We start from the raw sequence: 14,033 nt of genomic DNA, 5'->3' as shown, positions 1-14,033 counted from the left end.
TTCACGGCAGGGCGAAGACGAAGGCCGTGACTTCACCCTCCACTGGAGCAGGAAGGCCGGTCTGCCTGTGGGGGAAGAATGTGCCGGCTCCTCCCGCGATCACGGCCACGTACTGTTTGCCCTCGACCATGTAGGTGATGGCGTCGGTCTGCATGTAGGCCGGCATGACCTGCTGCCAGAGGACTTCCCCGGTCCTGGCATTGAAGGCCCGGAAGACCCGGTCCATGAAGCCGCTGAACACCACACCTCCTGCCGTCACTACCGGCCCGTTGAAGTTCCGGTACCCGTATCCGAACTCCCACACCACCCTGCCTGTGACCGGGTCGATGGCCGAGAGGGCTCCGTAGCGGTTAAAGCGATCGGTAAGGTATTCAAACTCGGCGTTGATGGGGTTCTGGCCAGGCCTCCAATCGGCTGGGGGCGGGTCGTTCTTCAGGTTTGCGCAGTCGTAGGTGTTAGGACGATAGTAAAGACCTGTTTGTGGGCTAAAGGCAGCGGGCTCCCAATCCACCCAGCGGAAGGCGCAGACCAACTTCTTCTCGCCTGCCTGCTGGTACCTGAAGGTGTCGTCGATGATGGGTTTGCCGTCCGGAGTGAAACCCTTGTGAATCGTGACCTCGGGTACCATCTGGTACCACTTGATCATCTGCCCGCTTCGGATGTCGAAGAGCAGCAGAAAGCCCGTGGTGGTAGGCAGCAGGGCTACCCGGCGGGTCTGCCCGTCAATGCGCATATCCGTGATCGTGGGGGTAGCGATCTGGTCAAGGTCCCACTCGTCGTTGGGAATGACCATATAGTGCCACTTCAGCTTCCCGGTATCCACATCCAGGGCCACCCAGCTAGCCGTGTAGAGGTTATCACCCCTTCGGAAGTCCTTGGCGACCCATGGGATGGGCTGACCAACCCCATAGATCACCGTCCTGGTAACTGGATCGTAGGCACCGACGTTCCAGGCCGAACCCCCTCCCCACTGGGCGGCCGTGGGGGGATCCCAGGTCTCGAAGCCAGGCTCCCCTGGTTGGGGAATGGTGTTGAAGGTCCAGAGAATCCTTCCGTTCTGGGGATCCAGGGCCACAACGCGTCCGTTAACCCCACCGATGTCGGCGCCCGAGGGGCCAACAACGATCTTGCCCCCAGCGAAGATGGGGCCAGAGGTGAACCCCTCACCAAACTCAATCTTGCCGACCTGGGTGCTCCAGACCTCCTTGCCGGTCCTGGCATCCAGGGCTACCACCCGGCCATCCCCCAGGGTGTGGTAGACCTTGCCGTCGAACACCACAACGGCACCGCGATTCCGGCTGGCAGCGAGAGACCCGGTCTTCTCGTGCAGCTTGACTTTGTACTCCCATACCAGCTCACCATTGGTGGCGTTGAGGGCGATGACCCGGTCGGGAGCGGGGATGTACATGATCCCCCGGTAGACCACCGGTGAGAACTGGGCATCGGTTCTGAAGCCCAGGCTGCGACTCCAGACCATGCGAAGCCTGGTCACATTGAGGGTGTTAATCTGGGAGAGAGGGCTGTAGCGGTGCATCTCCAGGTTGCGCCCATAGGTCGGCCACTCGCTAGCCGGGGGATTTAGGAGCTCCTGCTCAGTCTGGGCCACTGCCACTGGCAAGGCCAGCATGGCGAGTACTACAACAACCCTCGAGTAGCTCTTCCCTTGCGTTCCCATGAGACACCTCCAGCTTTACCGCCGTGTCTTGACCATCCCCTCCGTAACTGTTCCGTAATTGTTGCCCCAGGAGTTGCGGATGAAGGTGATGATCGCTGCGATTTCTCGATCCGAGAGCCTGTCCCCGAAGGCGGGCATGTAGCGTGAGCCTCTGAGGACCTGTCTTATGACGAAATCGGCGTCCTGAAGCTTGCGGTTCTCGGCCAGGGCTGGGTTTCCCCGGCCTTGCTCCCCGTGACACATGGCGCAATTGGCCTTGAAAGCTGCCTCGCCCGCCCTCATAAGCTCAGGGTTCTGGGCCGCAGCGACCATAGGCTCTGGGGTGGCAGGAGTTGCCGCCGGGCTTGGCTGCGGAGGCTTGATGGCTACCCCGTAAGGCGAGACCAAAAACCACACCCCGCCCACCCCCTGGCCGTTGGTGTCCCCAGCCTTCTGGTCGCGGGCGAAGTAGTACAGCGGCCAGCCGTTGTAAGTGGCCTGGAGCGTGTCGTTCCTGCGCTGAGTGGTGCCCAAAAGGCTGGCCGCCACACCCTTGCCGGCCACGGGCTTGTCCTTGACCAGCAAGGGTGGCCAGTTCTGAGCGCACTGGTCGTAGCAGTTGCTGGTGTTTTTGCTGTCGTTGGTAAAGAGATAGAGACTGCGTCCCTGGGCGTCGGTGAGGTACTGGCCGTAGCCCTGGTGCTCACTGGTCTGGACCACCACCTCTGCGGCTTGTTGTTGTAGGGCGAGCGCACCCAGCCCGGCCAGGCCGAGGGCCCCGAGGACAAACCATTCCCTCACAGTGGACCTCCTTTATCTGTGATATCGAGGCGGCTTTGAAAATCCGGATTTGAAGAAAACCGACTCCTTGAATATCGCGAATACCGTCGCGGTGCAGTGGCTAGCCTCACATTTCTTTCGATACTCGTGGAACTGTTGGCGATCACTGCTGCTCTCCTGGAAAGCGGCAGCTCGAGCCCTGGGCCGGGTCTCCCAGCCGGTCGAGCAGGGGTACGGGATCGGCTCCTGGAGGGATCTCCGGGACTTGGCCGACTAGTTGGGCCAGGCCAACCTTGTGGGATAGGTCGATGCCTCGAGGGGCTTCGGGGTCGGGCTTGACCAGGTAGAGCGGCTGCCTGAGCTGGTGGTCCCAGGGGCGGAAGGAGAGGGGCACCCCCTTGTAGAGGTCGAAGGAGGTTTTGGGGTCTTCCAGGTAGGCTACGAGTTCGGCACTTCCCGTCCCTTTATTGGAGGAGGCCGCCTCGAGAAGCACCTTAACCGAGGCATAGGCTGCCCAGGCCGGGGGGTCCATGGGCTCGCCCCAGCGCGAGGTGAAGCGGGCGTTGAGTTCACCGGCTCCTCCACTTTGCAAAGACGTCTCCCATAAAGCCGCCCGGTAGCCGGCGCCCGCTTGGGGGGCCGTCAGCCGCAGGGCGATGAGGAAGTTACGGGTCTGGGCGATGGACTCAGGGAAGGCGACTACCTGGGCCTCGAGGCCCTCGAGTTCGTACTGACCCAGAAAGGCTAGCTGATCCTGAGCATCCAGCAGCAACAGGACTCCCTGTGGGTTTGCCCTGCGAATCTCCTGGACTATAGCCGTGTAGTCTGCCTGCCTTGGGCGCACCGCTGCCCTGCCCACCTCGCCGGTTTCAGGGTGCCGTTGGAGGGCCTCGAGCGCCCGCCGATAGAGGGTTTTCCCCTCGTCGGAGTCCGGGTACACCACGAACCAGCGGCGCAGGCCCGTGCGGGCGAACCAGGCTGCCAGGGCGTCGAGGTACATGGCGGCGCTGGCCTCCAGGTGGAAGGTGTAGCGGCCACAGGCCTCCTGGCGCAGCCGGTCGAAGGGCGAGCCGATGTTGAGGAAGAGCACCCGGCGCTGCTCGGCCAGCCGGCTCAGGGCCTCGGCCTGCCCCTGGCCTATCCCGCCGATAAGGGCGAAGACTCCCTCGGTCGCCACCAGCCGTGCGGCGGCGCGAAAGGCAGCCTCGGCGCTCGGGGCGCTCGCCAGAAGAACCTTCAACCGCATCCCCATGCTCTCCGCCTGCTGATCTAACTCATCCCCCGCCAGGACGGCCCCCCGGCGTGCGGCCTCACCGGCGTCCTCGTAGATCGAGGAGCTGACCGGGATGCTTCCGGTTTGGGTGGGGATCACCAGGCCAATACGGAGGGTTTTGAAAGCCTGGGCCGGCTCCTCCTCGGTCTGCGCCAGCGGTGCTGGCAGGGGAACCTGGGGCACGCCGTATTCGTTCAGGATGGCCTGGATCTGCTCCCAGCGGTGGGCGATGGCGATGTTGAGCCGGTCCCGAAAGGCTTCGTCCCCTGCTCTGACGCCGATGGTCACGGGGTAAACCATCGAAAGCGCTGGGGGTTCGAACTCCGGGGATATGGGCACTACCTTGAGCTTCACCGGTTGCCGCTTGGCGAAATAGCCGGCTACCGGCCCCCACAGGATGGCCACGTCCACCTCTCCCCCGGCCACGGCTTCGAGGATGGGGGAGCGGGTGCGGTCGTTGGGGTCTATTGCCTCGAGGATCGCCGTTTTTTCCGATAAACCTCGGTTGGCCAGCGCCTCGAAAGGCGGAATGCCAGCGGTCTCGATGGCGATGCGGAGTCGGCGCAGCACTTCGTCGTCCAGGGTCTCGATTTGATAAGGGCTATCCTCCCGGTAGACGAACACGAAGCTGCTCTGGTAGTAGGGGATCGTAGAGAGCATGCCCTCATAGCTCTCACCTACCCCCATGATCAGGTCGCAGTGACCTTCACGCAGCTTGAACTGGACCGTGCTGGCTCCCTGGGGCCACCACTCGTAGCTCAGTCTGGCCCCCAGATCCTGGGCCAGTACCTCGGCAATGCGGTTATCAAGGCCCTGCTGCTGCTGATCGGAATAGGGGAGGCCATTGGCGTCGGCGCACACCCGCAACTCCCACTCCTGGGCCTTTCCCGTTGAGAGGCAGGCCAGGCCAATGATCCATGGGAGAAGCCAATAAGCCGCATGATGGTGGCCTCCCCTGCCCCCTCTTCTCAAGGATCACCTCTGTGCTGTGGGTAAAGGCAAGGGTGGGGGCTACCCCACCCTTGCGCCTTGGCTTTTATGGCAAGCTGAAGACAAACAGCACGTTGCCCCGTCGCGAGTACTTGCCAATCAGGCCGTTGAAGACGTCGTCCTGATCTACCGGGCGGTTCCCCTGGCCTTTGGCGCCCACCAACAGGGCTACATACTGCTTGCCATCGGGCCCTAGGTAGGTCATGGGGTTGGCGAAGGTGCCCGCCCCGGTGCGGAATTGCCAGAGCACCTCGCCCGTGCGGGCGTTGAGCGCCTTAAACCAGCCGTCGACGGTGCCGTAGAAGACCAGGTCACCGGCGGTAACCATGGTGCCTGAGCGGTTGTTGAAGGGCTCTTTGATGGTGAAGGCCCGGCGCTGATTGATGGGGTCCCAGGCGATCAGCTCAGAACGGTGGTCCCCCGCGGGGCTGGGCTTATGTACGTTGCGCATGCCCACGTAGCGCTCGCCAGGCTTGTACTCCACGTCCAGGGGTTCTTGGTCCATGCACAGATTGGTGGCGGTGAAGTAGAAGAGGCCGGTGCGCGGGGAGTAGGAGGCCGGTTGGAAGTTCTTGCCGCCGATCAGGTTAGGGCAGATGTCCTGGATGACCACCCCAGTTCCCTTGTGGATCTTGTCGGGATTATAGAGGGGGAAGCCGGTCTTGAGGTCGTATCCAGTGGCCCAGTTGACGTGGGTGTAGGGAGTGGCCGAGAGCAACTCGCCGGTGGTGCGATCCAGGACGTAGAAGAAGCCGTTGCGCCCCACGTGGACCAGCGCCTTGCGTACCTGGCCGCCAATCCGCAGGTCCACCAGGATGTTCTCGGCGATCTCGTCGTAGTCCCACATCTCCTGGGGAGTGAACTGGAAGGCCCAGACCAACTCGCCGGTAGTGGCGTCACGGGCCAGCACTGAGGCCACGTACTTGTTGCTCCACTTGGTGGGGCTCGGGTCGTTGGGGTCCCGACGGTACTTGGGGTTCCAGGGGCCACCGTTGCTGGTGCCGTAGTAGAACAGGTTCAGCTCGGGGTCGTAGGTCATGTAGCCCCAGGTGGTGGCGGTGCCGCGCTGCCAGGAGTCGCCAAACCAGGTGGAAACCCCAGGGTTGGGCACTTTGTCCTGGTCGTAGAAGGGCTTGAAGCGGGGGCCGATCAGCATCTCCTCGTTGGGACCGGTGCTGTAAGCCCGCCACTTGCGCTGCCCGGTCTTGAGGTCCAAAGCCGTGACCCAGCCCCGGTTGCCGAACTCGCCCCCGGCCATGCCCACGATGACGTTGTTGCCCACGATCAGCGGGGGTGCGGTCATGGCCTCCTGCTTGGCCAGCTCACCGACCTGGGTCTTCCAAACCTCCTTGCCGGTTCGGGCGTCCAGGGCAATGGTCTGACCGTCGACGGTGTTGAAGATCAGCTTGCCGTCGGCATAAGACCAGCCGCGCTCCATCAGTCCGCAGCAGGTTACCGCCTTGTACTTCTCGTCCAGCTTGGGCTCGTACATCCATTTGATGGTGCCGTCCTGGGTTAGGTCCAGGGCGTAGACCTGGTGGGGCCAGGGGGAGACGATGTACATGGTGTTGCCCACTACCAGCGGTTCGCCCTCCACCCCGTCATCCTGAATGCCCAGGGCGAAGGTCCAGGCTACCCGCAGGTTGCGCACGTTGCCGGTGTTGATCTGGTTCAAGGGGCTGTAGCGCCAGCCGTTGTAGGTCTTGCTGCTCATGGCCCACTGGGCGGCATCTTGCTGGAGGTATAGCAGCTCCTGGTTGGCCAGAACTCCACTGATCGGGACCACCGCCAGGATGACGGCCAACTTCATCAAAAGCCGACTTTTAAGCATTCAACTTACCTCCCTTAGTACTCGTGTGTGCCGAGGCCGAAGTATGCGAGCATGCTCGTCTTTTTACCTCGCTGCTTTCACCTCCTCCTCCGTGATCAAGCCAAACTGATTGCCCCAGGAATTTCGGATGTAGGTGGCCACCGCCGCGATCTCCCGGTCGGAGAGCAGCCTGCCGAAAGCGGGCATCTCCTGCCCCCCACCGACAATCTGGCCGATCACGTTGCGAACGTTTCCTAGCTGAGAGTTGCCCGCCAGCTTCACACCGCCTGCCCCCTCGCCTTCCTGGCCATGACAGGGGGCACAGACACGGGCATAGACGGCCTGCCCCTCGGCCTTGAGCTGGGCCAGCAGCGCGTCGGTCTGGGCCCCCGCGGGTTGCTGGGCCGCCACACCTTCTTTGATGGGTTCCCCTCTGGGGGTTATCAGGAACCACACTCCGCCGACTCCCTGGCCCTTCATGTCTCCGGGGTCTTTGTCGCCTGCGAAGTAGTACAGCGGCCAGCCACTGAAGGTCACCTGGGTGCTGCCGTCCGTGCGCTGTGCGGTACCCAGAAGCCGGCCATCGTAAAAGTCGTCCATCACGCCAAACCCTTCACCGGCTACGGGCTTGCCCCTGACCAGCAAGGGCGGCCAGTTCTGGGCGCATGCGCCGTAGCAGGTGGGGGTGTTCTTGGTGTCGTTGGTGAAGAGGTACAGCGAGCGCCCCTTGGCATCGGCCAGGTAATCGCCAATTTTGTGATGAACGACCTTGACGACCACATCCTCAGCTTGAGCTGCCGGTTGCTGGGCGATGGCTTGAAGAAGCAGCAGCAGAAACCCGCTCAGGCTAATCCACGCAGAGGCTTTCCTCACACCAACCCCCATGGCAACCGCAATTCCCTCCCTAACGCTGCCCCTTGTCTTTGAGACCCGTGTTCGGGTCTGCTACCTTACGGCCTTCACCTCCTCCTCGGTGATTACGCCAAACTGGTTGCCCCAGGAATTCCGAACATACGTAGCCACCGCCGCGATCTCCCGGTCGGAGAGCAGCCTGCCGAAAGCGGGCATCTGCTGGCCCCCGCCAATGATCAGGCCCGCGATATAGCGCGCATTCCTCAATAAGGAGTTGCCCGCCAGCTTCACACCGACCCCTCCCTGGCCTTCAGCGCCGTGGCAGGCAGCGCAGATACGGGCATAGACGGCCTGCCCCTCGGTCTTGAGCTGGGCCAGCAGCGCGTCGGCCTGGGCCCCTGCGGGTTGCTGGGCCGCCGCTCCTGCCGGTTGTTGGGTCACCGCGGCCTTGATGGCCTCACCTTTAGGCGAGACCAAAAACCACACCCCGCCCACCCCCTGGCCGTTGGTGTCCCCGGCCTTCTGGTCGCGGGCGAAGTAGTACAGCGGCCAGCCGTTGTAGGTGATCTGCAAGGAACTGAGATCGTTGCGCTTGGCAGTGCCCAACAGCTTTGCATCTATCCCTTTGTCGCCCAGGGGTTTGTTGTTTTTCTCCAGGAGAAGGGGCGGCCAGTTCTGGGCGCACTGATCATAGCAGGTGGGGGTGTTCTTGGTGTCCCTGGTGAAGAGGTATAGCGAGCGCCCCTTGAGATCGGTGAGGTATTGTCCATAAACCGGGCTCTGTGCCACCAGTACATCGGGTTCTTCCGGGTCATAGGCTACAGCGCCGGGGAGAAAAGCTATACAGATGACGCTGAGCACGGCGAGTCGCCTTCCCCAAACCACTATTCGCATCGTGTCCTCCTCGCGACTTCTGGGACGTGTCGCCAAATGCGGCGGCAACAGCACCCCAACCTCGACACTTGCCCTGTGCTTTTAGCTTTCTTAAGATAGCCCACATCGCGGTCACAAGCAAGAACCACAACCCTCAGACGGAAGGATGCCTACTTCAACTCTGCGTGGCCAGGCTAGCCTCAAATGGCCCTGCTCCACGAAGATTCCTCTTTGTGAGTCTTGAGTTTGTTGGGGCCTTCGCCCTCGAGCCCTCCTTCCAAATCCGACGGGGGCGTTTGATATTTGACGGAATCAAGTATATTTGATCAAATCAAATAATCATGGAGCGCTATGTAATTCAAGCGGCCTACAAGACGTTGCAGGTCTTGCTGGCTTTTGCTCATGCCCCCCACCGTTTCTCACTGCACGAACTGAGCGTGCTGACGCAGATGGACAAGAACCAGGTCTTCCGGGCCGTCAAGACCCTCGAGTACGCCGGGTTCTTGAGCAGCGAGCCCGACGGCAAGCTGGCCCTGACTTCCCTGGTCAACGCCCTGGCAGCGAGCAATCACCGCAAGGCAGCGCTCTCCTTGCCTCGAGCCGCCGCCAGCCACATGTACCGGTTATTCGAGCAGACCGGCGAGACCGTGGGGCTTTATACCTACGACGGGGAGCGGGCGGTGTGCATCGATCTGATCGAGAGCACGAAGGCCATTCGCTGGTCCTCGATCGTCGGCAAGCACTTCGACCTGCACGCAGGGGCGGGGGCCAAGGCCATACTGGCCTACCTCGACCCTGAGTCCCAGCAGGCGTTCCTGGGAAAACTGCCCACCCTCCCCAAACACACCCCGCGCACCATCACCGATCCCAAGCAGATGCGCCGTGAGATCGAACGTACCCGCGAGCGCGGCTACGCCATCAGCGACCGGGAGTACGACCCCGAGACCCGCGCCGTCTCTGCGCCGATCTTTGGTTCTGGTGGCCGGGTCGTGGGGTCGATCGCGGTGGGAGGCCCGGCCTTCCGCATGGACGACGAGCACCTGCAAATCTACGGGCACATGGCCGCCGATGCGGCGGGCGAGATTTCCCAGGAGATGGGGTTCGTGGGACTGGCCTTGGGGATGGTGAAAGAGCGGTAGCTGAATGCGTTCCCGATGCCATCGACTGGCTCGAGCGGGGTATACTATAAAAGCTCAAGTGAAGGGAAGGAAAGAGGTGAGCCATGGGAGTGGGCGTGAGAGCATTGGCGCTGCTGGCTACCCTGATGCTGGGCGGTCTGTCTTTGGCCCAGGAGCCGAAGACCATCCGGGTGGGGCTTCAGGCGGGGGGTACTTTTAGCTGGGTGATCTACGCGATTGAGCGTTTTGGCATCGACAAGCAGCTAGGGATACAAGTCAAGGAGGCGACGTACCCCACCAAGGCGGCTACCCAGCTCGCACTACGGGCTGGGGAGGTCCAGGTCACGGTAGATGACTTCATCGAGGCGGTTCGTATCCAGCAGCAGGGGATTCCCGCTCGAGCGGTCTACCCTTACAGCCTGGTGACGGGTGGGGTGGTGGTCCGGGCCGACAGCCCCATCAAGAGCGTCGCCGACCTCAAGGGCAAGACCATCGCCGCGCAGAGCCTGGGGGATAAGAGCCTGCTCATCCTGCGGGCGCTGGCGGTTTACAAGTACGGTTTCGACCCGCAGAAAGACAGCAAGGTGGTGGCGGTGGCTCCCCCCTTGATGGCGGAGTTGCTCAGGAAGGGCGAGATCGACGCGGGCCTGCCCTTCTGGCATTTCGTGGCCCGCCAGGTGGCCTCGGGTGAGGCGCGGGAGCTGATCTCGGCAGTGGACATGCTCAAAGAGCTGGGGGCCCCGCCAGACCTTCCCCTGCTGCTGATCATCGCCCGAAACGACGCCGATGCCGAGACCATCGGGCGGCTGCTGAAGGCGGTTCAACTCGCCAACCAGCGGATGAAGGAGAGCGACGCCTTCTGGCAAGAGATTCTGGACAAGAACCTCTACGCCCTGCCCGACCGCTCCCTGATGCCGGCGGTGCGCAAGCGCTGGGAATCCGGTCTGCCCAAACGCTGGGATGCCGGGGTGGTGGTGGGGCTGACCAACCTGGTGCAGCGCATGGTGCAGGTGGCCGGCGCGGAGGTGGTGGGGGTCTCGCGTTTCGACGCCAGAGCCTACAGCACGCAGTTCAGACCCCTCGGAGACTAGGACCGTCTCGAGGGGTTGGCGATGGGATCGGGGTGTCAGGTGGGCACGGTTGCGCCCCACGAGCGCGGAGGTGCCACCCGGACGCCTTGGGCCGCGTATGCGGGCTGCGCGTCGCGCCCTCACCGGGCCCAGCAGCCTGTTCGCCAGCCACTTCGAATCCTCGAGTGGGCAGGACGCGATGAGGTGGAAAAGGTAGCGATGTTACTGAGCAGACCTACGAAAAGCGCGAAACTCGAAGGACAGAAGGAGTAACATGGAAGCCCTGCCCGCCCGAACCTCAACCCGCTCGCAGGGGGACTTCTCCCGTTCCCTCGGCCTGCGCTTGCTCTCGCTGCTTTCGATCGTGCTGGTGTGGCTGGGCCTGTCCTGGTTGCTGGGCCGCACCGTGGTTCCCGGTCCGGTGGAGACGGTGGAGTTTCTCATCCGCGAACACGAGCGCGGACAGCTGTGGGTTCATATCTGGATTACCCTGTGGCGGGTGCTGCTTTCCTTCGCGATCACCATGGCCCTGGGTGTCCTGATCGGGGTGGCGGTGGGGATCTCGCGGACCTTGGACCGCCTGCTGGAAGCCTGGGTGGTCACCGGGCTGGCTGTCCCCCGCATCCTGCCGCTGGTGGTGTGCTACTTGCTCATCGGGCTCAATGACACGGCGGCCATCGTGGCGTTGGTGATCATCATGGTGCCGCAGGTGATCGTGCAGATGCGCGAGGGCATCCGCTCCATCGACGTCAAGCTTGTGGAGATGGCCCGGGCGCTGCGCCGACCCAGGGGGCAGATCTGGCGCCAGGTGGTACTCCCTCAACTAGCTCCCTACCTGCTGGGCACTGCCAGGGGGGTGCTCTCGCTAAGCTGGAAGATGGTGGTGTTCGCCGAGTTGATTGGCCGCACCAGCGGGGTGGGCTACCAGATCAACTTCTACTTCCAGATGTTCGAGATGCGCGGCATCCTAGCCTATGGGCTGGCCATGACCCTGGTGCTGGCGGCCATCGACCTCTCGATGTTGGCCTTGAGCGAGCGCGCTTTCCGCTGGCGGCGGCCCGTGGAGCAGGTGATCTGATGGCGGGGATTCGCTGCTTGGGCCTGCGCAAGGTCTTCTCCTCGAGCCGAGGCCCAAAGGCAGTGCTGGAAGGGGTGAACCTCGAGGTAAAGAGCGGGGAGTTCGTGGCCATCCTGGGGCCTTCAGGCTGCGGCAAGACCACCTTGCTCAACATCCTCAGCGGTCTCGACCCCGATTACAGCGGCCAGGTGAGCTTCACCGACTCGCGCAGCCCCACACGTCCCACCATCGGCTACGTGTTTCAGGAGCCCCGCCTGCTGCCTTGGATGACGGTGCGGCAAAACATCCACTTCGCCCTCGAGGCCACTCCCTCCCCCAAGGTGGGGGCGCGGGTGCAGAGCTGGCTCAGGCGGGTGGGGCTGGCCGATTACTACGACTACTACCCCAACCAACTCTCCACAGGGATGCAGCACCGCGTGGCCCTGGCGCGGGCGCTCATCCTTGACCCTGAGGTGATGCTGCTGGACGAACCCTTTAGCTCCCTCGACGAGATCACCGCCATGAGCATGCGCGAGGAGGTGCTGGAGCTGTGGAAAGAGCAGCAAGGCACGGTGCTTCTGGTGACCCACAACCCCCTCGAGGCGGTCTACCTGGCCGACCGCGTGCTGGTCATGGCCGCCAACCCCGGACGAATCATCGCCGAGCTCGAGCTCACCGGGCGCCTTCCCCGGCCCCGCGACCCCGAGGACCGGCGCTTGTGGGAACTCTCCCGCGAGGCCGTGCGCCTGCTCTCACCCCACCTCCGCCTGGGCAGCGCCGTCAGCGATTGAGGGCGCTTTACCCCAGAGTGATTAATTCCCTAATGTCCGGCGTTCGACCCTGGCGTGAGGCATTCGACCCAGAAGGTGACCTGGCATACAGCAGCCGGGGCCGAGTAACCTCACCTTGCAAGCGTGACGCCCAATGCGCTCGAGCACTACCTGCGGGGTCTCATCCAGCACAGGATCAAGCTCTCGGTGATGCTGTGGGGGCCGCCGGGGGTGGGGAAGTCGAGCATTGTGGCCCAGACGGCCAAGGCTCACGGGCTGGGCTTCATCGACCTGCGGCTTTCGCAGCTGGCTCCCACCGACCTGCGCGGGCTGCCGGTGCCCGAGCGTGGCGTTTCGCGCTGGTTTCCGCCGGAGTTTCTGCCCCGCGAGGGGGAGGGGGTGCTCTTCCTCGACGAGTTGAACATGGCCCCGCCCACCTTGCAGGGCATCGCCCAGCAGCTCATCCTCGATCGCAAGGTGGGCTCGTACGAGTTGCCGGAGGGGTGGTACGTGTGGGCCGCGGGCAACCGCAAGGAGGACCGGGCCGCCGTCTTCGACATGCCCGCACCCCTGGCCAACCGCTTTTTGCACCTCGAGGTCGAACCCGACTTCGAGAGCTTCAAAGCCTATGCCTTCCGCAACGGGATCCACGAGCGCATCCTGGCTTTTTTGGCCTTCCGCCCGGCGCTGCTGCACCAGCTCGACCCCAAGAACCCGGCCTGGCCCAGCCCGCGTAGCTGGGAGATGGCCTCGCAGTTGCTCAGAGCCGGGCTGGACATCGCCCCGGTGGTGGGCCAGGGAGCCGCCGCCGAGTTCGCGGCCTTCGAGCAGGTCTACGCGGTGCTGCCCCAGCTCACCGACATCCTCGAGGGTCGCAGCACCAAGCCTTTCCCCGCCGAGCCCTCCGCCCGCTACGCCCTGACCCTGGGCTTGACCCTGCGGGCCGAGAACGCCCGGCAGGCCCTGCACGCTTTCCGCTGGATGGTGGAGGTTGCCCCGCCCGAGTGGGTGCAGCTTTTTGCCTGTGATCTCTTTACCCGCCTGCGCCAGCGCGGGCAGCTGGGCGAGCTGGCGCAGTTGCGCCAGGCCGAACCGAGGCTCGAGGAGTTCTTGAGCAAGTTTCGCGAGCTGGTGTTTTAGGTGTTTTAGATGAACGCGCTGCTCGAGGCCACCCAGACCACCACCCCTCCCCGGCGGCTGGCCCGCCTGGCGACCCATCCTGCTGCCGAGGTGCGCCGGGCGGTGGCGGCCAACCCCAACACCCCCACCCAGGTGTTGCTGCGGCTGGCGGTGCACTTCCCCGAGGAGGTGCTGCGCAACCCGGTGCTGGACCTGCTGCTGTTGGAAAACCCCAACCTGCTGGCCGAGATGCGCCCGGAGAGCCGCGACCGCCTGCTGGGCAGCCCGGCCTGCTGGCCCGAGTTCGTGCGCTGGGCCTTGAAGTACGGGGAGGAGGAGGCGTTGCTGGCGCTGTGCCGCAACCCGCTGCTCTCGCGGGAAGCGCTCGAGGCCCTGCGGAGCCACCCCAGCGAGAAGGTGCGGCAGGCCGCCCGCCTTCACCTTGGCTTCTCGGGGGAGGAGGTCTCTGCCGAGGCTGCTTTGCGCGAGGTGTTCACCGAGGCCGACAGCGCCCAGCTCTTCGATGCCCTGGCGCTGGGGCTGGTGCCGCCGTGGTTGCTGGGGCGCATCGCCCAGGCCCCGATCAAAGTTCGCATCGGCTTCAACCCCACCCAGAACTCCGACCAGCTTCGCCCGGCGGCTCAGGCCATCGCCGACTTCATCGAGA

Annotated in this window: 11 protein-coding genes and 1 pseudogene; 6 read left to right on the top strand and 6 right to left on the bottom strand. The window is 63.7% G+C overall.

Annotated elements, in window-relative coordinates; genetic code table 11:
* Position 1 precedes the first annotated feature (1 nt).
* The 6 genes from Mrose_RS06290 to Mrose_RS06265 all read right to left on the bottom strand — a co-directional run bounded on the left by Mrose_RS06290 (position 2) and on the right by Mrose_RS06265 (position 8,253).
* Positions 2-1,675 (bottom strand): pyrroloquinoline quinone-dependent dehydrogenase, encoded by a 1,674-nt coding sequence (locus Mrose_RS06290; RefSeq protein ID WP_119276574.1) that lies wholly within the window; start codon positions 1,673-1,675, stop codon positions 2-4.
* Between the two features lie 15 nt (positions 1,676-1,690).
* Positions 1,691-2,455 carry a c-type cytochrome gene (locus Mrose_RS06285; RefSeq protein WP_119276573.1) on the bottom strand — a complete coding sequence of 255 codons (765 nt, stop codon included), beginning with the start codon at positions 2,453-2,455 and terminating at the stop codon, positions 1,691-1,693.
* A 142-nt stretch (positions 2,456-2,597) separates the two neighbouring features.
* Positions 2,598-4,568, bottom strand: coding sequence for a quinoprotein dehydrogenase-associated putative ABC transporter substrate-binding protein (locus Mrose_RS06280; protein WP_245969630.1), 1,971 nt, complete (start codon positions 4,566-4,568; stop codon positions 2,598-2,600).
* Between the two features lie 175 nt (positions 4,569-4,743).
* The gene (locus Mrose_RS06275; protein ID WP_119276571.1) at positions 4,744-6,528 is read right to left on the bottom strand and encodes a PQQ-dependent dehydrogenase, methanol/ethanol family; all 1,785 of its coding nucleotides are present in this window, start codon (positions 6,526-6,528) and stop codon (positions 4,744-4,746) included.
* A gap of 63 nt (positions 6,529-6,591) precedes the next feature.
* On the bottom strand, positions 6,592-7,380 hold the full coding sequence (locus Mrose_RS06270; protein ID WP_245969619.1) for a c-type cytochrome: 789 nt from the start codon (positions 7,378-7,380) through the stop codon (positions 6,592-6,594).
* Between the two features lie 72 nt (positions 7,381-7,452).
* Positions 7,453-8,253 carry a c-type cytochrome gene (locus tag Mrose_RS06265; protein WP_245969610.1) on the bottom strand — a complete coding sequence of 267 codons (801 nt, stop codon included), beginning with the start codon at positions 8,251-8,253 and terminating at the stop codon, positions 7,453-7,455.
* Between the two features lie 320 nt (positions 8,254-8,573).
* Between Mrose_RS06265 and Mrose_RS06260 the strand changes: the two genes are divergently transcribed.
* From Mrose_RS06260 to Mrose_RS18800, 6 genes and pseudogenes are all read left to right on the top strand, one after another.
* Positions 8,574-9,371, top strand: coding sequence for an IclR family transcriptional regulator (locus Mrose_RS06260; protein ID WP_119276569.1), 798 nt, complete (start codon positions 8,574-8,576; stop codon positions 9,369-9,371).
* 83 nt (positions 9,372-9,454) lie between these two features.
* Positions 9,455-10,441, top strand: coding sequence for an ABC transporter substrate-binding protein (locus Mrose_RS06255; protein WP_119276568.1), 987 nt, complete (start codon positions 9,455-9,457; stop codon positions 10,439-10,441).
* Between the two features lie 253 nt (positions 10,442-10,694).
* A complete protein-coding gene (locus tag Mrose_RS06250) occupies positions 10,695-11,498 on the top strand; it encodes an ABC transporter permease (protein ID WP_119276567.1) in 804 nt (267 codons plus the stop codon).
* Positions 11,498-12,268: an ABC transporter ATP-binding protein gene (locus Mrose_RS06245; protein WP_119276566.1), complete on the top strand. Its 771-nt coding sequence runs from the start codon at positions 11,498-11,500 to the stop codon at positions 12,266-12,268. The genes Mrose_RS06250 and Mrose_RS06245 overlap by 1 nt, the downstream gene beginning before the upstream one ends.
* Positions 12,269-12,391: 123 nt before the next feature.
* Positions 12,392-13,387, top strand: a complete 996-nt coding sequence (locus tag Mrose_RS06240) for an ATP-binding protein (protein ID WP_119276565.1) — start codon at positions 12,392-12,394, stop codon at positions 13,385-13,387.
* Positions 13,388-13,396: 9 nt separating this feature from the next.
* Positions 13,397-14,033 (top strand): annotated as a pseudogene (locus Mrose_RS18800) (hypothetical protein); the annotation flags it as partial.

This window comes from Calidithermus roseus (genome assembly GCF_003574095.1).
Classification (GTDB): Bacteria; Deinococcota; Deinococci; order Deinococcales; family Thermaceae; genus Calidithermus; species Calidithermus roseus.
This window is presented reverse-complemented; position numbering and strand designations above follow the sequence as displayed.